The following is a 19,511-nucleotide window of genomic DNA, read 5'->3' on the forward strand; positions in this document are numbered from 1 at the left end:
GCGCCATATTAACCGCTTCACCTTTAAAGTCAACTAGAAAATTTAATTTATTTTCAATTAAGCTTTCCGTTTAGCTTTACCTTCACTTTAGTTTGCGCTTTTCGTTGCATCCCGCCGTGTCAGTGGGTGCGCATTATAGGGAGATTTAAGATTGGCGCAAGCGTTTTTTATAAGAAAATTTAAAAAAAACTCCAACAGCTCAAATAGCAAACAAAAACGCTGATTTAAGCACAAAAAACAACCCAAAAGTACAAAAGCCCTCTTAAACTAGAGGGCTTTTGCTGCATGATATCTTATATAGAAGGACTTTTTTAGAACTTGTATTCAATACCAAGGCCTAAATAATCTTCCTCTGTACCATTGTCTTCATCAACTGATGAGTAGAATGCATACAACTTAGCAGCTTTAGCTAGTTTGTGGTCGATACCTATGCTGATGCCATCCACATCTTTAGAAGCTGCGGCATCAAAGTCAATCATTTGATACTGAAGTTTAACAGTATTTGCGCCAAAGCTGTAAGCAGCATTAAGTAAGAAGCCATCAGCTGTGCCTGTGCCATCTACTTTTTCTTGTTTCTGGTACATTGCGCCCAACTTCAAATCATCCGTAGCTTTGAACTGGCCAGTTACACGAAAAGCATCATAGCCTTTTACTTCGCTATCACCAGCAAGTGATACATAGAACTTTGACTTTTTAAGCTTTGCGTCACCATATGTAATCGCACCTGAATAGCCATTTTCGCCATCAGTTGCATCTTCCGCAATAAAAGTACCAAGTACTTTGAACCCATTGTAGCTTGCCGACTTGAATGAAACAGAATCGCCTAAACGGTTTTCGCCTTTAAAGATGTTCTTAATATCAGCTTCTAAGTCATTAAATAGGTCAATTTTACCTTGAGACTGTTTAAAAGCAGTATCGTTACGACCGATAACAACCTCACCATACTTGCCTTTTAAACCGACATACTGATTACGAGCAGTAATGTTGTCATCATCTCCTTTTGAGTCCGCGTCTGACACGTCGACTTGGAACTCTAGTTTGTAAATTACTTCAAGTCCTGAATCTAGTTTTTCAGAACCTTTGAAACCGAAACGTGAAGCATTGCTTTTCACTTCAGTAAAAGAGCCGTCACCTTCGTCAGAAGATTGTACTGACAGGTTTGCTTTACCATATACATCAACATCGGCATGAGCATTCAAAGATAGACCACTAAGAATAGAGAGTAATAATGCTGATTTGGTTAGTTTCATGTGTATTTCCTCAATATCGCAACACGTAATTTATTAGACAGGCGCAGTCTGCCAGCTGTAAGTGACAGAAATATTACACGTAAAATAAAAATGAAATTTAATTGAAACTGAAATTTCAGCATTGTGTCATAAATAGGTAATCTTACTAAAAACAACTATTTCTCAATCAGTCTATGATAGAGGCCAATAGATTTACTATGGTTTCTATGTGTTCCAGCTGATCATTCCCTCTATGATAGGCTACGTATACTTCTCTAAAATTGTGCTCCACCGAACCAACGTGAAACAGCTTTTGCTGCTCGATGAGGTCAGTCGCAAGCATTTTAGGTAAATAAGCAGACCCGCCACACTGCAAAATTAGTTCCAGCGCAATACGCCCAGTACTTGTACGAAAATAGGGAGGCGCTGCACCGGCGAATTGCCGAGCATGCCACAATGAAAACGCAGTTCCCCAATCAACATACACATACTGTTTGCCAAAAAAATCATCCTTATTCGTTGTGTTAAAGGTACTGACTGGAATTATAGACAAGTTTTTAACTTGTCTAACGATTAATTCATCAACTTTAGGTGGATCAAACAAAACTGCTACATCTAAAGTTCGCTCAAGAAGCAGTCTTGTACTTTCTTGCTGAGTCTTAACTTCAGCAACTAAGGAGACACCAGGCATAGACGACACAATCTGGTTTATGCCAAATTGCAAATATGCATCCCAGATATTTGGCGTCCCAGCTAATGACAACTGCTGACGCATATTATTTGCCAGAGCAACATCCAATCTCGCTCGCTGCATGCCTGTAAGCAACATTTGCGCATGTGGTAGTAACCTCTCACCTGGCGCAGTTAACTGAATGTTGTTCCTTTGTCGAGTAAACAAACTGACCCCTAAGTGCTGCTCCAGTTGTCGAATCCTAAAGCTTACCGCCGACTGGGTTATATACAGATTTTCAGCTGCACGGCCAAAATGGCGAGTCTTTGAAACTTCGACAAAAGTTTTTAATAGTTCCTTGTCCATTACCCCACCTTTTGATTAAAAAATCTCGTTTAAAAAAGCCAAAATAATAGTCCATACTCGTTGCAAACGATGCGAGGGAAACATCATGGATATGAATATAGCGGAATTAAAAGAAGCTTTTACTGCATCCAAATCATTTTACGATGATTTGAATTTTCCACAGGGATTTTCGAGAAGCGGTCACTTTACTTTATTGGAGTCTGAGTTGTTACAACAACATGGATACCTGTTAAAAAGTCTACATGACGAAAAGCTAGCACCAGTTAATACTTACCAACAAAAATTCGTTGAAATGCTGAAGAACAAACGGCCGCCAGAAAATAGAATAGAAAAAATTTGGTACAAGTACCTCTCGCTGACAACTCGTAAACATAAAATCCACACTTTGAGTAGTCAGGTTAAGCCCCCCTCTCATTACGAGAGTCCTAAAATTAATGAAGAGCAGCCAGTCGCTGAAGTCTCAAGTTGATTAATCCAACCTTATAGTTATGACCGTGAATACGGGGATACAACAGGTTTCTAATAATGCTCCCCGTATGAATCTTATATTCTTCATTGCTTTTTTGTCGCTTTCAGTTAAAACTGAAGTATAAAAGGCTGTTAAGGTTGTGCGTGTGTTAAGAAAAGTGCTAATCATTGAAGACACTCCGACTATTGCAAAAGTCCAAAAACACATCGCAAGTTCAGTTGGCTACGATGTTGACGTAGCGACGACTTTAGAGAGTGCAAAGAGACTAATTAATGATCATAATTATTTTTGCGCCGTGGTCGATTTCGTATTGCCAGATGCAACGAATGGCGAGGCCATTCCTTATACTGTAAAGGCAAATATTCCTACGATAGTTATGACGGGTAACTTAGAGTCTAGCACTCGAGATACTGTAGATAAGTATCCTGTGATTGACTACATCACCAAAGAAAACAAGCAAGCCTACCAGTATTTAAAAAAGCAACTGCAACGATTACCTAGAAACGAGCAGGTTAAAGTTCTTGTAGTGGATGATTCAGCCGCCACGCGTAGGCACATTAGCTCATTACTACAAAGACACAAATATCAAGTTTATGTTGCGGGTGACGGTATCGAAGCATTAGAAACTTTGAATCAAAACCCTGATATAGATGTCATTATTACTGACAATGAAATGCCGAGAATGCGTGGTGAAGAATTGTGTGCGGAGATCCGCCGCCTGTATAGTAATGATGATAAAGCTATCATTGGCATTTCAGGCACAAATAATGCCTACCTTTCCGCTCGCTTTTTGAAAAGTGGAGCAAACGACTATTTAAGAAAGCCCTTTAACCCTGAAGAGTTTTACTGTCGCCTGAGTCAAAACGTCGACATGCTTGAAAATATCGCAACCATCAGACGGCAGGCTAACACTGACTACTTAACACAATTGCCTAACCGACGATATTTTTTTGAACACGCAAGTAAGCAACTCACTCTAAACTGTCGGCAAAACCAAAGCAGTATGTTGGCCATGATTGATATCGACTTTTTCAAAAAGATTAATGATCAACACGGGCATGATGCTGGAGATAAAGTGTTACAGTCAATTGGGGAGTGTTTTGAAAAGTTCTTCCAACACGATTTGTATGCACGACTTGGTGGTGAAGAGTTTGCGGTGCTATTTCGCTGCGCAAATAGCGAACAAAACATGGCGCAGCTTGAGCAATTTAGACTCTTTTTAGAAAAGAATAGCAGTTCCCTTACCCCCTACCATATTCCATTTACCGTTTCTATCGGCGTTGTAGACAAAGCTATTGAAAGTATCGACCCGCTCATTAAAATTGCTGATGAAAACCTATATAAGGCCAAAGAGTCTGGAAGGAATCAAATAGCCTCTTAATTGCCATTTAAGTGCTTAAGAGGCCAATTGTGGTGTTTAACTTTGCGATAACGTCGGGCTTTTAGTTTTGCTCGCTCGTAAAGAGTCTATGCTGAAAAGAAGCAAGGCTCCCCAAATAAATGCAAATGTAACGGCACGCTCAATATCGAACTCTTCACCGTAAAACATGACAGCCAAAGTAAACATTAAACTTGGTCCAATATACTGGAAAAACCCAAGTGTAGAATAAGGTAATCTTTTTGCTGCCGCAGTGAAACTAAGTAATGGAAGTGTCGTGACAATCCCCGCAGCAATCAGCAAAAGGTTCAGGTTCAAAGCATTATCAAGCATATTGCTAGTTGAACTCGGCTCAAGAAGATACCAATACCCCAATGCTAACGGCAGAAGAATCAAAGACTCAATGAATATCCCTGGCAACGACTCCACAGCCATTTTTTTTCTAAGTAACCCATAAATTGCAAACGAACACGCCAATGACATGGCAATATATGGAAATGAGCCAAAGCTAATTAACTGAATAATTACCCCTGTTGACGCCAAAAGAACCGCTATTTTTTGTCCGGGGCGTAGCTTTTCCGATAAGAACAACATGCCCAAAAACACATTCAATAGAGGATTAATGTAGTAGCCCAGACTTGCGTCTAGCATATAGCCATTATTGACAGCCCATATAAATAAGCCCCAATTAAACCCTAATAGCAAAGCGGTAACTACCAACATTATCATCACTTTAGCATTGCCGAGGACCTTGCGAACCTTGTCCCAATTGTTGCGTAATGAAATAACAATGAAGATAAATACAACGGACCAAATTACTCTGTGCACCAGTATCTCTAGCGCATCAACCTGTTCTATAGACTTAAAATAAATGGGCGCGAGCCCCCACATTATGAAGGCCAATGTTGCATATATATAGCCTTGCCTTACATTAGAATCGGCTGTCATGTCACTCCCCTATTTATCACCCAATCGTGAAGAAGGGCAGCATTATACAGAATAAATAAAGCACCACCATGGCAGTGCATTAAGCACAATAATTTAGGACTTCAATTTCTTTACAGAGTGTATCGTCAACATGCCAATATAGGGTCTTTGTTGTATTTTTAACTTTGCTTTTGAAGATGACTTAAAAACAAAATGAACTGCTTACAGCTTACATGCTCTAGTAGTCAAAAGAATACGCATATTAAAAGAAGACAATTTCACCAAAACACTCTAAAATGCGCGCAATGGAAACACGCGCGACTTTTGAATCATTGACACCCCAATCCGTACTTAAAGAATATTTTGGCTATACAAGCTTTAGAGCTGGCCAACTAGATACTATTGAAGCATGTCTTAGCGGACGTGATAGTTTAGTTCTGTTACCCACTGGTGGTGGTAAGTCCCTGTGCTATCAAGTACCAGCTCTTATGTTGCCCGGTGTCACTATCGTAATTTCGCCCCTCATCTCTTTAATGCAAGACCAAGTGGCACAGCTTCAAGCTCAGGGCATTTCCGCTGAGTTCGTTAACAATAGTATCGATTGGCAACAACAACAAAGCATTTATCAACGTTTGCACAACGGCGAAATTAAGCTGCTTTATGTTGCACCAGAAAAAGTACTGCAAAGAGACTTTATTGATCGACTAAGTAATTTAAATCTATCATTATTTGCGATTGATGAGGCGCACTGTGTTTCTCATTGGGGGCATGATTTTCGCCCTCACTACTGCCGTTTAAATGAATTGAAGCAAGCATTTTCACATGTTCCAACTATGGCACTTACGGCAACCGCTGATATGGCAACTCGCACAGATATTGTGGCTCAACTTGGCCTAGCAGAACCATTTGTGCACACTGGTAGTTTTGATCGACCGAACATCCGCTACACCATTGAGGAAAAGTTTAAGCCGCTCTCGCAATTGATGCGTTATCTAAAAACACAGAAAGGTCAGAGTGGCATTATATATTGCTCCAGCCGTAGACGAGTTGATGAAATTGCAGAAAAGCTTGCCGATGGTGGGCTTAACGCCGCTGCTTATCATGCGGGGATGGAAAATGAGCAAAGGCAATTTGTACAAAATGCCTTTGCCCGAGATGACATTCAAATTGTTGTCGCAACCGTCGCCTTTGGAATGGGGATAAACAAACCCAATGTAAGGTTTGTTTTACATTATGATATTCCAAAAAGCATCGAAGCTTATTACCAAGAAACAGGCCGTGCAGGGCGTGACGGCTTAGCTGCAGAAGCAATTATGTATTTTGATCCCGCTGATATCGGCCGGGTTAGACGTTTTTTTGAAGATATCCCCGATGAGCAACGAAGAAAAGTAGAACAGCAAAGGTTTAATGCAATGGCAAACTTCGCAGAAGCACAAACCTGCCGTAGACAGATATTACTTAATTATTTTAGTGAATATCAAAGAGAGCCCTGCGGTAACTGTGACATTTGTCTTAATCCACCGAAAAGCTTTGACGCTACTTTGGTCGCTCAGCAAGCCTTATCCTGCGTATACAGAGCACAACAACGCTTTGGCTTAGGGTATATCGTAGACTTACTACGCGGTGCAAATACAGCGCGGATCAGAGACAATCAGCACCATGAGTTAAGTACATACGGAATAGGAAAAGAACACAGTAATGAATATTGGCTCAGCGTTCTGCGCCAATTGATACACCATGGCTTGTTAGCGCAAGACATTACTCAAGGTGCAACGTTACAGCTAACGGAAGCTGCTCGCGCGGTACTCAAGGGCGAGTACGTCTTGAACTTAGCTGAGCCCCGCCTACAAGCCAGTCACGTTTATCAAGATAAACTGGCACAGTTCAATTATGATAGAAAACTATTTGCAAAGTTACGCAGTTTGCGAAAAGAGCTTGCCGACCAAGATGACGTACCTCCATATGTCGTATTTAATGATAAGACCTTAGCGGAAATGGCACAGCAAACACCGACTAGCGACAGCGAGTTTTTACAAGTTTCGGGAGTTGGTTTTACCAAGCTTTCCAAATATGGGGCGCCTTTCATGCAATTGATCCGCAATTATCTAGCTGCAGAATAATCAGGAAAAAAATGACTAAGATTACTTACTTAGAAGAACAAGATGTACTTCTAATTAGCCCTAGCATGCTCCCAGATACAGATGACTTTCAATTGTGGGGAGAAGTTTTTCTGACGATGGATAAGTTGAAAATCATTGAGTTCAATCAGGGTGCCGATCGACACCAATGGCGATTCGAGTTTGACCAACAGCCTTTTGCATTGAACTATGAGTATTACAGTGAAAGCATTTGGATATCGCCTGAAGGCGTTGATGCATCTGCACTCATGTCATTTTTACACGCCTCTATTTGTTCAAATTTACAACAATAATATAGACTTACCCAAGCATGTGTGCCTAAATTAAGCCATACTAATAAGAATAAACGGTATTGGGCATACATATGGTGCTATCAAGAATTTGTTTTTTAGTATTTTTTTTAACAACACCTTTTTTTGGTAGCCTCTCGACAGCGTGGGCTAAAGATCACGCTAAATGGCTTAAAAGCTGCGGCAATGACCGTCAAGTAGATATAAATGATGGCAGCTTTACTCGCGAGTTAAGCTCGGAACATGTTTTGCCACAGTTAGAAAATGCGACGATCTCTTCGATCACCCTCCATCAGCTTAACGTTTTTGATACTTCTTTACCCGAAGAAGACAATGCCTTATTCAGGTTTGCTAACCGCGCTCATGTCACCACTAAACCAGACGTAATTAAGAGTATCCTGCTCTTTAAAGAGCGCAGTAAATATGACCCTAAATTACTGATAGAATCTGAGCGTTTATTACGTAAACAGCCATACTTGTATGATGCTAGAGTATTCGCAGAGACAGACTGCGATGGAAATATCGCAGTAACAGTCGTCACTAGGGACCTTTGGACTTTACTGCCTGATATCAGTTTTAGTCGCAGTGGGGGGGAAAATTCAAGCCGTATAGGGTTTCGTGAAAGTAACCTTTTTGGGCATGGAAAACGCCTTTCTCTGACACATATAGACGATGCGGATAGAAGTGGTTACCTTTTTGTCTACGATGACCCCAATATACTGTCTACGCGATACCAAGGTCGATTGGAATACTCTGACAACGACGATGGCGAACGACACTATATTGGTGTCGACTACCCTTTTTTCTCAACCAACACCCCATACAGTTATGGCGCACTTAACTTTGCTAATAAACGTATAGAGCCACTTTATGAAAATGGAGAAACAGTTTCTGAGTTTCTTCAAGAAACAGAATTATCCCAAGCATACTTTGGCATGGCCAAGCAACTTGCAAATAGTTGGACGCGCAGATTCATAGTTGGCTATCGAGATGAGGAGCAATCATTTTACCACATTGCAGAGACGCGCTTACCCATCGCTGAAAATCGCTCACTCAGTTATCCATATGTGCAAACCCAATGGTTTCAAGATGCATTTATCAAGGTTAAAAATTTTGATTCCATATACCGAACCGAAGATCTCAACCTTGGATGGAATATTAATACGTTGCTTGGCTTTTCAAGTGATTCTGTGACAAACGATGACACTCGATGGATTTGGAACGCATCAATTAGTAAAGCTCATTTCAGCTCTGAAAAAAGCTTGATGCGATTTCGTTTGTCAGTTGATGGGAATTGGAATGTCGAGAAGGGTGAAAGCGAGAATTTTATCTCTGAACTCAATTTAGAATATTACCTGAACACACATGACATTGAATCTTGGTATGCTCAATTAAATGTGTCGTATGGTAAGCACCTAACAGAAGATAAGCAGCTTACGTTAGGAGGTGAGACTGGCTTAAGAGGTTTTCCTGCCAGATACCTGCAAGGTGAGAAGCGTATTGTACTCAACTTAGAGAAACGCTATTACTGGGAGTACGACCTGTTGCAACTCTTTAAGATCGGAGGGGCTGCCTACTTTGATATAGGTCGCGTCGATGGCAAAGCGCTCTTTATCGAAAACAGTAAGTACTATAAAAATATTGGATTTGGCCTGAGAATGGCACCCAGTCGCGCAAATTCGGGGCTTGTTTTACACCTGGACTTAGCCGCCCCGATTAATAAACCTGACAAGGTTGATTCAGTTCAGTGGCATTTTACTGTGAAAAATAAATTCTGATTTAAATGTTTTAGAGAAGAGTACTGGCGCTCTCGACAGGGATCGAACCTGTAACTTAGCTTCCGGAGAGCCACGTGATATCCATTTCACCACGAGAGCACAGCATTAAAGGCAGCAACATAATAATCATATCTTTAACGAAATACCAGCCCAGCTACAACTGTATGCCTATAATTTAAACTAATTATTAAAAATCATATTCAATTGGACTAAGCCTCATATATTTAGCTATGCTTAGAGTTTAACAATAATAAACGTAAATCGATTTTAGTAGCTAGGCTACCTAACATCATCTAGAGGATTTGTATTATGACCCCTATGACCACTGAGCAAGTTGCAGAGTTTTTAAGTGTAAAAGTGGAGCGTGTAAGACGGCTTGCAAGAGAGAACTTACTGATTGCAAAAGACCATGACGAAAATGGCCAACCGATCTTTGACAAGGATGATGTCGAGAAGTATAAAGAACTAGCGAAAAGGCTAGGTGGTATTTAAGTGCTTTATGGCCTCGCTAGTACTTACTTGCGAGGCAAAACCTACCGGTTTTCTTCCAGCCACTTAATCAGCAAACATTCTAAGGGCTTACAAGGTTCTTTAAACTGCTTTTTCTGGTACCAAGCAATACTCACAATTAAGTAGCACCCTATGTACGCTTCAAGCTTTTTTTCCGCATAGTTTGGAAGAGGTGATTCACAGTTATCATAATAAGTATCTAACAAGGTTTTCTGTTGGCTTTTAGTGAGCTCGAAAGAGCAACTTAGTGCGGCCAAGTCAAAGTACAAATCGTTATATTGAGCATATTCAAAATCGATAAAGTAGATACCATTGCTTGTTTGCAGTACATTGTCTTTCACTAAATCATTATGGCAGTAACGGATGTCATGCGGCCACCGAGACAACTGTCTATTTAACTTGTCAGCTAAACCATCTAGATTTAAAAAAAACGCGGCCTCAGAGAGGTGATGCTTCAATTCTAGCTTAGTTTTATCAAGTACATTACAGTGGTGAATCGCAACAAGTGTTTTTACAAGTGCTTCTGACACCTTTACATCATAAGAAGATGCAGTTAAGTATTCGAGCACCGCGATTTTCTCTTGAGCATCGACATATAAGACAGACTGCGCTAAACCGTGCTCTGCAAGTTGCTGTTGAGCTTGCAGAGCTTCTTGAGGAACTGAATCGGCGTAAAACTTGATTATGTATTTATTACCATCGAGCTCAAAATAAAAATTGCGATTACTCAGGCCCTTTTCAAGTTTCCGAATACTGCTTGACTGATAATGTGGATATAGTTTGTACAAAACAGTTTGCACAAGTGCTAATTCAGAGTTCTGCAAGGCGCTTGCCTTCTTTTTTGGTATATTGTTCATACCACTTTTTGTAACCCCAACAGGCCATAACTGTGTAAAAAACATAGAGCGCTAGCGTTGGATAATAACCCTTCAGGTAATACAGGTACATTGAAGTTGCATCTATTAGTATCCAGTAAAGCCAATTCTCCAATACCTTTTTGGCCACTAAGTAAGTTGTTACGATAGCAAAGCAGGTCGTCAAACTATCCAGGTAAGGCAGATCTGCATGTGTATAGGTATCGGTAAGGTATCCCATCGTAACAGCTGCGCAAGCGGTCACAATGATAATGAGCATGTGGCGCTGCAATGACCAAGATACGATTTGTGACTCCTCATTCTTTTTGCCAGAGCGCCACATCCACCATCCTACAAAGGCCATTGCCAAATAGTAGAAATGCAAAAATGACTCCATGAGTAACGCACCATTCCAATACATTATGGTATAAATGAATGTGCTAACGAACGCAGCTGGCCAACACCATATATTTTCTTTAATAGCGAGCAATAAATAAAGCATTGAGAGTACAACGGCTAAATATTCCCACCCAGACATTGCAGTAAACCCTGCAAGCGTTTCATATATCAGTTCCATTAAACCTCAGGAGATAAGTCGCCAGATATAAACTTACAAACAAAAACACTCTTTCCAAATTGCTCGTAGGATGCCTTCATTTCTTTTTGTAGTACTTCCATCACAACATCGTACTCGCCAAAAATTTGGGTGGACATCGTATTTGTGATTACTTTCAACTCGCCGTGTTGATTTACCCTATCGATAAACGATTTTATAAAAGGTATGTAATCAGAGTGAAGTGGGTACTTACTGATTTCTACCGAAAGCTGCATTCAATGCTCCAAAGTCTATTAACCATTCTAAAGTCCCTGCAGTGTACATGTTAACGACCCAATTGGGCAAAAGAACTTAGCTTAGGGTTTTATATTTAAATTGTTTGCTTCATTTATAAAGCTTCTTGGGAAGTAGTTTATCCAGTCCTGCTGGTAGTAAATCAGGCCATCTTCATTGAGCTTTAATAACGTCGTAAAGCGCCAAGGCCCTAACTGATTAGTATTGTAGACAAAAGGGTTAAATGAACCATATAGCACGATGGTTCTTTGTTGTTCATCAATTACTTGTTGGGTGACCACGAAAGTAGGCGCATTGTTCAAAACCTTAAAATCACCGGCAGCCCAGTTGAAGAATTCTGCAAATTCACGCTTATTGTTTACCCTAATGCCATAGAGCATGTCTTCTAAAACAACATTTTCATCGTAATATGACAGGAACTCGTCAAAATTTTCCCTTTTTTGATAAGCAGTTACATACTGTTTTGCAACTTCGGATAACGTAATTGCGCTTTCACTTTTAGGAGTAACATTACAGGCACAAAGGAATACAAGGAGCGTACCCAGACACAAATTTCTTAGCATTTTTCATCCTTACACTAATTGATGCGTACTTATTAAAACATAAAAAAAGCGCCTTACTGGCGCTTTTTTCTAGGATCCAACTATTCCCAGCGGTTCCGCCGTTCGCCACTCACCTCTCGTAAAGTCAGGGATCTCTATGGACTCACTTCGGTTGGCTACTGACTGCGCTGATAATGGAGATATCACGGACCACGCTGCGCCATCATAAACATCTTGGTCTAGTGGCTCACCATTTCTTAGACAGTAAATCATGCGCCAGAACATTAGAAAGTCCATTCCGCCATGGCCACCATTTCGCTCGGCCTCTGTGCCCATTTTGACCCAAAGTGGGTGGTCATACTTTTTGTACCAATAGCTCATATCTTCATCCCAGTCATGGAATGAGCCCCTACCACCGCTTTCTAGCGCAATTCGATTAGGGAACCCCGCAAACACACCATTAGTGCCTTGAATGAGATTATGGCGAGAGTATGGTCTTGGTGTCGTAGTATCATGCTGAACAACAATGGAGCGCCCTTTTACAGTTTTAATCATCGTTGTGTTCATATCCCCGCAAATGTAGTTTAGCGCATTGCGTTGATGATCAGCATCAAACTCTCTACGAGCATAAGCGGCACGTCCAAGCGCCGGCGAACTCATCGAAGTTAAGTAATCAAATCGATCACCTCGGTTGATATTCATGTAATGAGATACTGGCCCTAAGCCATGGGTGGGATACAGGTTTCCATCGCGGCGAGTATGCCATTCAGTGCGCCATGAGCCAGTTTTATGCTCAATTTCCTTCATTTGCCAACGCAACTCATGAATATAGGCAGCTTCTCCATGTAACAGTTCTCCAAATACGCCTTGGCGAACCATGTTCAACACCATTAACTCATCGCGCCCGTAATTTACGTTTTCCATCATCATGCAATTTTTTTGGGTACGCTCTGCGGTGTCAACAATTTGCCACATTTCCTCAACAGTCAACGCCAATGGCACTTCAACAAAGGCGTGTTTGCCACTAGTCATGGTATCGATAGCCATCGGAGCATGCCACTTCCATGGTGTAGAGATGATCACAATATCGATATCTTCGCGGCTCAGCATCTCTTTGTATGCTAATTCACTGCTACCATATAATGCAGGTTTGCTTTTTCCATTATCGGTAAGAAACTTTGCAGAACGTTCCAAAACTTCGCTATGAGTATCACAAATAGCGACTATTTCAGTTCCCTCAATATAGCTCATGCGCTTTACATGTCCATAACCCCGCTGCCCGACACCAATAAAGGCAACTCTGACCACATCCATTTTAGGGACAACCAGACCGATGACTGAGTTTCCTTGTTTGCGTTGTGATTGGTTCATTGAGTGTTGGGTCTGCACGCAGCCTGATACCATGCCTGCAGCAGCTGCCGCGCCGGCAGCTTTTAAAAAGTGTCGTCTATTTATTTGAGTCATCTTCGATCCTAAAATAAAGCCTATATTTGTTAGTAATTTTTGTTTCTGACTTAAAATTCAAATTGGTGTCGTGCCCAGCGAAGTTCGCTCAATGACAATACAGATCGTAGTAACGCTAACTGATACAGATTCCATAAGCAAAAGGATGCGATAAACTCATAAAAAAAGCGCTTTCGCGCTTTTTTTATGAGTTTATGATTGCGCTTAATTGCGCTTCTTTATTTACAATGTCTTTGTATAAAGCAAATTGGTTTCTTGCTCGTTCTAGATTATGCGTCTCATGCTTCACGGCAAAATAATTATCACCGTCTAGATAATCTGTCAAAAAGCGAATACCTATCATTAATGGCATTACTTTGGCACCTAGGATAAAGCTGCGTTTTTCAGCTTCTGTAAGTTTGTCAGCTACCGCGGATATGTAGCCCTTTACAATCGCTTCAAAGATATTGATACGAACAGCTACATTGCTAAGATTCGTCGAGTCTTCTTGTTCTGGAGAGCAAAAAGTTCTCACCATATCACCGAAGTCATATAACCAGTAGCCAGGCATGCACGTATCAAGATCGATAACAGCTTTAGCCTCGTTAGTTTCCGAGTTGAATAGCATGTTATTTATCTTTGTATCATTATGACAAACTCGTAGAGGCAAAGTAGCTTCCACAGCTTTTACTTCCTGCGCAAGCTCAAACTGAGATTCGCAAAACGCGATATCGTCAACACAAGTTTCACCGCGTCCTAGCGGGTCACTCTGTATCAGGTTTTTAAGCTTTTCAATACGCATACTCAAATTATGAAAATCAGGAATAACCGTATTGAGTTGCGTAGCGTCAAAATCATTTAACGCATTTGCAAATTCACCAAATGCACCCGCTGCTGTTTGAGCTTTAATGGCGCAATCGACAACGTCTTCACTGTAGCTCTTACCAATAAACTCTAATGCACGCCATACTTCCCCCTGATACTCCACTAAGAACTTACCAGAAGTAGTCGCAACGTGTTTTATAATCCCTAAGCCGTATAAGCCAGATTGTGCTTTCGATGCTAAGTGCATCTCTATCAAACGGGCATTATCGACCAAATGCTCAGGCTGAGGAAAAACCGTTGTATTCAATTTTTGAACGACGAGCGCTCTATTACCGTCGGTTAAAAGCATGGTCGTATTAATGTGCCCACTACCAATCGGTTTCATCGAGATCTCTTCGCCTGATAGGCCGTACTGTACAGCTAAATGTTCAGCATTTGAACGATATTCCATACTTACCTTGTAAATGGGTGTAGTAATTAAACTTGCGGCTAATTCATCCGTGACGTAGTTCATGTATTTTTCCTGCGACACTGTCTATTTCTTCTTTATAGGTAACACCAAACCATCTGTCACGCGATCGATAAACGCGAACGATAGTTTGCTCTAAATTAATCATGTGCTGAATGCAATCGGGTAAATAATACTCTTTTTTGACATCGCTGTCATGGGATTCTAAAAAGCGCTCGAATTGATACTCTAAATGTGCAAACAAAGGCTGTGTTATTCCCCAGCAGGTCATTGATGCTAGCGCACTTTCATTTATCGATTTTAATTGTTTATTATGTATCCCTGTAAAGCCACTTTCAGCGTGTTTGATATCTGTATACTCATGAACCGATAAAAGGGTGTTGTTATCAAGTTGACATACACCTCTATTCACACCGCCCACTTCAGACATCGTTTGAGATAAAGGATAGGCTACTATCGCCATATTGCTAGTATCATGATCTGCTGAACAAAAATGCTCGACAAGCTGCAAATATGCATTAGGTCCATAGTAGTCATCAGCTGTAATGACGATTGCATTGCCCGATACAAACGCTTTGGCACATAGTAACGCGTGACCAGTCCCCCAAGGCTTCTTACGATTTCCCACAAAAGTAGCAAATCTGCTTGGTATCGCCTCAATTGACTGCTCAGCTAAATCTATCTGTAAGTCTGACGGTAATCTCGGTAAAATCCGAGATTCAACCACTTCCCTTACAGATGCATTTATCACCAATACAACGTGTCTTACGCCAGCGTTATACGCATCCAAAATGCTGAGTTCCATGATTGTCTTACCTATTTTTGGCAGTTCAGCAATTTGCTTCCCACCACCAAAACGTGTCCCTAAACCACCGGCTAATACAACCAGTGAAGGTAATGCTGCATCTGTCATTATAAATTCACTAGCAATTTATTTTAAGTTCAAGGAGTCTACCTAGCTTTTTCATAAATTTAAAGCAATTGCAAAAATTGCATTGTTCCAAATACAATTTTTGCAATATTATTGGGTAATTATATTGTTTTGAAGTGTCTGATAGCCAAGTTAATTAAAGCGTTGGCATAGATATTTGACTTCTAAATATTCGTCAATTCCTTGAGCTCCCCCTTCCCTGCCAAGCCCCGACTGCTTCATTCCTCCAAATGGGGCTGCCGGATTTGATATTGCCCCTTCATTTAGACCAATCATCGCAAAGTCGAGTGCTAAAGACGCACGATGCAATTGTTCACTATTAGTGGAATAAATGTACGCGGCCAATCCAACTTCTACTTCATTCGCCAACTGAATAGCCTGCTCTTCGGTTTCAAACTCAATCACGCTGACAACGGGTGCAAATATTTCGGCACAATAAATGGCCATGGTTTGCTCTACATTTTCTAGGATCACAGGTGACATATAGTTTCCTTGCATGCTATCACCTTGATATACAACGTTTGCGCCCTGTTGGCCTGCATTGAGCACCAAATTTAATGCCTTTTGCTTGGCGGCACTATTTATTAAGGGACCCAGATCTACATCATCGCTATTACCATTGCCGATAGTTAAGGCTGATAACCGGGTTTTTAGCATCTCAATAAACTGGTGTTTGATATTCCTGTGTAATAATACTCGATTTGCTGCAATACAAGTTTGTCCTGCGTTACGAAATTTAGCAATCATTAACCCCTCAAGCGCCGCTTCCAAGTTAGCACTTTCAAATACAATAAATGGGGCATTCCCACCAAGCTCTAAGGATGTGCGCATTACAGACTGTGCTGTTTGCTCTAGCAATAATTTACCGACAGCTGTTGAGCCGGTAAAAGTCAGTTTTCGTACGGTAGGATGACTATTTAGTTGCTTCACCAAATCTTGAGGCTTTGATGTAACCAATACTTGAAAGGCAGCGGATTCAAACCCAGCATCGAGGGCTAGTTTAGCTAACTCAATTGCGCTTAACGGCGTCAACTCAGAGGGCTTTAAGATAAAACTACAACCAGCAGCATAGGCAGGCGCGACCTTCCTAGTTATCATTGCTAACGGAAAATTCCATGGTGTTATACCCACGACGACGCCAACACCTTGCTTAACAGTGCTTATCTGATGAAAAGCTGTATGTGCGGGGATCATAGAACCATAAGCTCGCTCAGCTTCTTGAGCAAACCATTTCACATACCCTGCGGCATACGCTACTTCTGCTAATGCTTCCTTGAGAGGTTTCCCTTGCTCCTGTGTCACTAACTCAGCGAGCCGCACCTTATTCTGCAAAATTAGCTCGTACCAGCGATAAAGAATATCACCTCGCGCTTGAGCTGTTGTCTCTTTCAGTTCAATGAAACACGCATTAGCATAATTGAGCGCGTTCTCAGCAGCGCGTGTATCTACCTCACTGACCTTAGCGATTAGAGACTCATCTGCCGGATTTTGAACCTCCAACATGGTCGTACTTTCATAGGGCTGCCCGTTTATAATGGAGTGTGCAGTTTTTATTTTTTTAGACATGAATGTGCTCCAAACAAAAAAGGCCGTAGTGGTTAACTACAGCCTTTTGTTTTTAATAACGCTTTATTAGTGCTCTTCGTTCACGATATTGAGGTTATACTTGGGTATTTCTACAACCAAGTCTTCATCGTTTATTACAGCTTGACACCCTAAACGAGATTCAGGCTCCAAGCCCCAAGCTTTATCAAGCATATCATCCTCAAGCTCATCACTTTCTTCCATCGAATCGAAACCTTCGCGGATAACAACATGGCATGTTGTACATGCGCATGATTTTTCACATGCATGAGGAATACTGATACCATTTTTCAACGCTACATCTAGTACTGTATCACCAGATTTCGCTTCGATTGCAGCGCCCTCAGGACAAAGCTCTTCATGGGGTAAAAAGATAATTTGTGGCATTTTAAACCTCGTCTACTGACTGACCTTGCAGTGCCTGTTTAATTGATACATCCATGCGGCGCGATGCAAATTCACTACTTGCATCATCCACCACTTCAATAGCTTGCTTAATTTCTTCAGGCTCAGATGCGTTTAATCGTTTGTCATCTAACATCGCCATTGCAGAACGCAATGCTTGTAGCTCACCCTCATTAAGTAAATGAGATTCAGTTTCTAAAGAAGCCTCTAACGCTTCTAATACTCTGAGTGCTTCCACTTGTTGCTCTTTCAACATACGCGCTTGCATATCTTCTTTTGCAAAACTCATGGAGTCTTTAAGCATTTGCGCTACTTGATCATCACTCAAACCAAATGAAGGCTTTACTTGAATTTCAGCCTGAACACCTGTTGATTTTTCCATTGCAGATACACTTAATAATCCATCTGCGTCTACTTTAAAAGTCACACGAATGTGCGCTGCACCAGCAGCCATCGCGGGAATGCCTTTCAAGCTAAATTTAGCTAAAGAACGACAATCGTCTACCAGCTCTCTTTCGCCTTGCAATACGTGCAATGACATGGCTGTTTGACCATCTTTGAATGTTGTAAACTCTTGAGCCCGAGCAACAGGGATAGTGGTATTACGAGGTATGATTTTCTCAACCAAGCCACCCATTGTTTCAAGGCCCAAAGACAGGGGCAACACATCCAATAGCAGCATATCAGAGTCAGGTTTGTTACCCGCTAAAATATCAGCTTGGATAGCAGCACCTATTGCTACAACACGATCTGGGTCAATTGACGTCAGCGGTTTTTTATCAAAAAACTCACCCACAGCCTCTCGGATCACAGGCATGCGAGTAGAGCCACCAACCATAACCGCTTCAAGGACTTCTTCTTTCGTTACTTCTGCGTCTTTTAAAGCTCGGCGACATGCTCTTAGCGTTTGTTTAACAAGAGGCGCGACAAGCTCGGCAAATTGTGCTTGTGTAACGGTGACTAAATGTTCTTCATCGCGCAGTGGTAATTTAACGTTTACTTTTTCATAGCCGCTAAGCGCTTCTTTGCAAGCCTTTGCTTTTTCAATCAATAAGCGTAATTCATGAGGCGTCAAATCACTTAAATTTAGTTCAGCTTTAAAGTGCTCAACTAACAGCGCATCAAAGTCATCACCACCTAAGCTTGAATCGCCACCTGTTGCCAATACTTCAAATACACCTTGGTTCAGACGCAAAATTGAAATATCAAATGTCCCACCACCCAAGTCATATACTGCAATCACACCTTCTTGGCCGGAGTCCAGACCATATGCAACTGCCGCCGCCGTAGGTTCATTTAGTAAACGCAATACTTTGAGACCCGCAAGTTCTGCTGCATCTTTAGTACTTTGTCTTTGTGCATCATCAAAATATGCTGGAACCGTAATTACGCTACCGACGATCTCTTCGCCACCAAAGCTGTCTGTTGCCCGTTGATAGAGTGTCTTTAAAATTTCAGCTGAAGCTTGTATTGGATTAACAGGGCCAGCAATCGTATTGATCGCCAAAGCACCTTGATGTTCTGTAAATTCATAAGGCAGCTGTTGATATCTAGCTTCGACTTCTGAAATTGATTTGCCCAAAAAACGCTTAACAGAAATAAGCGTATTGGTTGGATCTTCAACAGCTGCTGATTGAGCGTCTTTACCCACGGTAACCGATTCAGCATGGTAGCGAACAACAGACGGAAGCATCGCGTCACCATTAAGGTCAGGCAGGGCTTTTGCTTCACCGCTTTGCACCGTTGCAACCAAAGAATTTGTGGTGCCTAGGTCGATGCCTATTGCGAGTTTATGTTCATGTGGTGCCGCGCTCTGCCCCGGCTCAGCAATTTGCAATAATGCCATAGTACTC

At 41.4% G+C, this 19,511-nt stretch carries 19 protein-coding genes and 1 tRNA gene; 6 read left to right on the forward strand and 14 right to left on the reverse strand.

All coding sequences use genetic code 11. The features are described 5' to 3' along the window. Positions 1 to 311: 311 nt before the first annotated feature. The gene (locus N480_RS21665; protein WP_063374529.1) at positions 312 to 1,250 is read right to left on the reverse strand and encodes a porin; all 939 of its coding nucleotides are present in this window, start codon (positions 1,248 to 1,250) and stop codon (positions 312 to 314) included. A 166-nt stretch (positions 1,251 to 1,416) separates the two neighbouring features. Beyond that, on the reverse strand, positions 1,417 to 2,265 hold the full coding sequence (locus N480_RS21670; protein WP_063374530.1) for a LysR family transcriptional regulator: 849 nt from the start codon (positions 2,263 to 2,265) through the stop codon (positions 1,417 to 1,419). Positions 2,266 to 2,350: 85 nt separating this feature from the next. On the opposite strand from N480_RS21670, the gene maoP reads away from it, so the two are divergent. Further along, positions 2,351 to 2,734, forward strand: a complete 384-nt coding sequence (gene maoP / locus N480_RS21675) for a DUF413 domain-containing protein (RefSeq protein WP_063374531.1) — start codon at positions 2,351 to 2,353, stop codon at positions 2,732 to 2,734. A 145-nt stretch (positions 2,735 to 2,879) separates the two neighbouring features. Then, positions 2,880 to 4,115 carry a response regulator gene (locus tag N480_RS21680; protein WP_063374532.1) on the forward strand — a complete coding sequence of 412 codons (1,236 nt, stop codon included), beginning with the start codon at positions 2,880 to 2,882 and terminating at the stop codon, positions 4,113 to 4,115. Positions 4,116 to 4,151: 36 nt separating this feature from the next. Here N480_RS21680 and rarD read toward each other — a convergent pair whose 3' ends face one another. Beyond that, positions 4,152 to 5,060, reverse strand: a complete 909-nt coding sequence (gene rarD, locus N480_RS21685) for an EamA family transporter RarD (RefSeq protein WP_063374533.1) — start codon at positions 5,058 to 5,060, stop codon at positions 4,152 to 4,154. A gap of 284 nt (positions 5,061 to 5,344) precedes the next feature. Here rarD and recQ point away from each other — a divergent pair, with 284 nt between their 5' ends. From recQ to N480_RS21700, 3 genes are all read left to right on the forward strand, one after another. Then, positions 5,345 to 7,159, forward strand: coding sequence for a DNA helicase RecQ (recQ, locus tag N480_RS21690; protein WP_231102301.1), 1,815 nt, complete (start codon positions 5,345 to 5,347; stop codon positions 7,157 to 7,159). Between the two features lie 11 nt (positions 7,160 to 7,170). Beyond that, positions 7,171 to 7,470, forward strand: a complete 300-nt coding sequence (locus N480_RS21695; protein ID WP_063374535.1) for a DUF3630 family protein — start codon at positions 7,171 to 7,173, stop codon at positions 7,468 to 7,470. Positions 7,471 to 7,541: 71 nt separating this feature from the next. Next, the gene (locus tag N480_RS21700) at positions 7,542 to 9,245 is read left to right on the forward strand and encodes a ShlB/FhaC/HecB family hemolysin secretion/activation protein (RefSeq protein ID WP_063374536.1); all 1,704 of its coding nucleotides are present in this window, start codon (positions 7,542 to 7,544) and stop codon (positions 9,243 to 9,245) included. A 24-nt stretch (positions 9,246 to 9,269) separates the two neighbouring features. Here the strand turns inward: N480_RS21700 and N480_RS21705 are convergent. Beyond that, a tRNA-Arg gene (locus N480_RS21705) sits at positions 9,270 to 9,344 on the reverse strand. Positions 9,345 to 9,554: 210 nt separating this feature from the next. Between N480_RS21705 and N480_RS21710 the strand changes: the two genes are divergently transcribed. Continuing rightward, complete coding sequence (locus N480_RS21710; protein WP_063358849.1) at positions 9,555 to 9,737, forward strand: helix-turn-helix domain-containing protein; 183 nt, start codon at positions 9,555 to 9,557, stop codon at positions 9,735 to 9,737. 41 nt (positions 9,738 to 9,778) lie between these two features. Here N480_RS21710 and N480_RS21715 read toward each other — a convergent pair whose 3' ends face one another. The 10 genes from N480_RS21715 to hscA form a co-directional block, all read right to left on the reverse strand. Further along, positions 9,779 to 10,579 carry a phosphotransferase gene (locus N480_RS21715; RefSeq protein WP_063374537.1) on the reverse strand — a complete coding sequence of 267 codons (801 nt, stop codon included), beginning with the start codon at positions 10,577 to 10,579 and terminating at the stop codon, positions 9,779 to 9,781. Next, positions 10,566 to 11,186 carry a nicotinamide riboside transporter PnuC gene (pnuC, locus tag N480_RS21720; protein WP_063374538.1) on the reverse strand — a complete coding sequence of 207 codons (621 nt, stop codon included), beginning with the start codon at positions 11,184 to 11,186 and terminating at the stop codon, positions 10,566 to 10,568. The genes N480_RS21715 and pnuC overlap by 14 nt, the downstream gene beginning before the upstream one ends. Continuing rightward, positions 11,186 to 11,440, reverse strand: a complete 255-nt coding sequence (locus N480_RS21725) for a YkoF family thiamine/hydroxymethylpyrimidine-binding protein (protein ID WP_063374539.1) — start codon at positions 11,438 to 11,440, stop codon at positions 11,186 to 11,188. The genes pnuC and N480_RS21725 overlap by 1 nt, the downstream gene beginning before the upstream one ends. Positions 11,441 to 11,521: 81 nt before the next feature. Then, complete coding sequence (locus N480_RS21730) at positions 11,522 to 12,022, reverse strand: nuclear transport factor 2 family protein (protein ID WP_081231959.1); 501 nt, start codon at positions 12,020 to 12,022, stop codon at positions 11,522 to 11,524. Between the two features lie 69 nt (positions 12,023 to 12,091). Continuing rightward, positions 12,092 to 13,465, reverse strand: coding sequence for a Gfo/Idh/MocA family protein (locus tag N480_RS21735; RefSeq protein ID WP_063374540.1), 1,374 nt, complete (start codon positions 13,463 to 13,465; stop codon positions 12,092 to 12,094). 184 nt (positions 13,466 to 13,649) lie between these two features. Then, positions 13,650 to 14,720 (reverse strand): phosphotransferase enzyme family protein, encoded by a 1,071-nt coding sequence (locus N480_RS21740; protein WP_063374855.1) that lies wholly within the window; start codon positions 14,718 to 14,720, stop codon positions 13,650 to 13,652. A gap of 43 nt (positions 14,721 to 14,763) precedes the next feature. Further along, positions 14,764 to 15,651, reverse strand: coding sequence for an NTP transferase domain-containing protein (locus N480_RS21745; protein WP_063374541.1), 888 nt, complete (start codon positions 15,649 to 15,651; stop codon positions 14,764 to 14,766). 150 nt (positions 15,652 to 15,801) lie between these two features. Continuing rightward, positions 15,802 to 17,235 carry an NAD-dependent succinate-semialdehyde dehydrogenase gene (locus N480_RS21750; protein ID WP_063374542.1) on the reverse strand — a complete coding sequence of 478 codons (1,434 nt, stop codon included), beginning with the start codon at positions 17,233 to 17,235 and terminating at the stop codon, positions 15,802 to 15,804. Between the two features lie 66 nt (positions 17,236 to 17,301). Continuing rightward, complete coding sequence (gene fdx, locus N480_RS21755) at positions 17,302 to 17,640, reverse strand: ISC system 2Fe-2S type ferredoxin (protein WP_063374543.1); 339 nt, start codon at positions 17,638 to 17,640, stop codon at positions 17,302 to 17,304. Between the two features lies 1 nt (position 17,641). After that, the gene (hscA, locus tag N480_RS21760; protein WP_063374544.1) at positions 17,642 to 19,504 is read right to left on the reverse strand and encodes a Fe-S protein assembly chaperone HscA; all 1,863 of its coding nucleotides are present in this window, start codon (positions 19,502 to 19,504) and stop codon (positions 17,642 to 17,644) included. Positions 19,505 to 19,511: the final 7 nt, after the last annotated feature.

The organism is Pseudoalteromonas luteoviolacea S2607 (genome assembly GCF_001625575.1).
Taxonomy (GTDB): domain Bacteria; phylum Pseudomonadota; class Gammaproteobacteria; order Enterobacterales; family Alteromonadaceae; genus Pseudoalteromonas; species Pseudoalteromonas luteoviolacea_E.

What these genes read in the sequence shown, in the direction of transcription:
- N480_RS21665 (WP_063374529.1), bottom strand. Translation starts at nt 1,250, where the DNA reads ATGAAACTAACCAAATCAGCATTATTACTCTCTATTCTTAGTGGTCTA.
- N480_RS21670 (WP_063374530.1), bottom strand. Translation starts at nt 2,265, where the DNA reads ATGGACAAGGAACTATTAAAAACTTTTGTCGAAGTTTCAAAGACTCGC.
- maoP (WP_063374531.1), top strand. Translation starts at nt 2,351, where the DNA reads ATGGATATGAATATAGCGGAATTAAAAGAAGCTTTTACTGCATCCAAA.
- rarD (WP_063374533.1), bottom strand. Translation starts at nt 5,060, where the DNA reads ATGACAGCCGATTCTAATGTAAGGCAAGGCTATATATATGCAACATTG.
- recQ (WP_231102301.1), top strand. Translation starts at nt 5,345, where the DNA reads ATGGAAACACGCGCGACTTTTGAATCATTGACACCCCAATCCGTACTT.
- N480_RS21695 (WP_063374535.1), top strand. Translation starts at nt 7,171, where the DNA reads ATGACTAAGATTACTTACTTAGAAGAACAAGATGTACTTCTAATTAGC.
- N480_RS21700 (WP_063374536.1), top strand. Translation starts at nt 7,542, where the DNA reads ATGGTGCTATCAAGAATTTGTTTTTTAGTATTTTTTTTAACAACACCT.
- N480_RS21710 (WP_063358849.1), top strand. Translation starts at nt 9,555, where the DNA reads ATGACCCCTATGACCACTGAGCAAGTTGCAGAGTTTTTAAGTGTAAAA.
- pnuC (WP_063374538.1), bottom strand. Translation starts at nt 11,186, where the DNA reads ATGGAACTGATATATGAAACGCTTGCAGGGTTTACTGCAATGTCTGGG.
- N480_RS21725 (WP_063374539.1), bottom strand. Translation starts at nt 11,440, where the DNA reads ATGCAGCTTTCGGTAGAAATCAGTAAGTACCCACTTCACTCTGATTAC.
- N480_RS21730 (WP_081231959.1), bottom strand. Translation starts at nt 12,022, where the DNA reads ATGCTAAGAAATTTGTGTCTGGGTACGCTCCTTGTATTCCTTTGTGCC.
- N480_RS21735 (WP_063374540.1), bottom strand. Translation starts at nt 13,465, where the DNA reads ATGACTCAAATAAATAGACGACACTTTTTAAAAGCTGCCGGCGCGGCA.
- N480_RS21740 (WP_063374855.1), bottom strand. Translation starts at nt 14,720, where the DNA reads ATGGAATATCGTTCAAATGCTGAACATTTAGCTGTACAGTACGGCCTA.
- N480_RS21745 (WP_063374541.1), bottom strand. Translation starts at nt 15,651, where the DNA reads ATGACAGATGCAGCATTACCTTCACTGGTTGTATTAGCCGGTGGTTTA.
- N480_RS21750 (WP_063374542.1), bottom strand. Translation starts at nt 17,235, where the DNA reads ATGTCTAAAAAAATAAAAACTGCACACTCCATTATAAACGGGCAGCCC.
- fdx (WP_063374543.1), bottom strand. Translation starts at nt 17,640, where the DNA reads ATGCCACAAATTATCTTTTTACCCCATGAAGAGCTTTGTCCTGAGGGC.
- hscA (WP_063374544.1), bottom strand. Translation starts at nt 19,504, where the DNA reads ATGGCATTATTGCAAATTGCTGAGCCGGGGCAGAGCGCGGCACCACAT.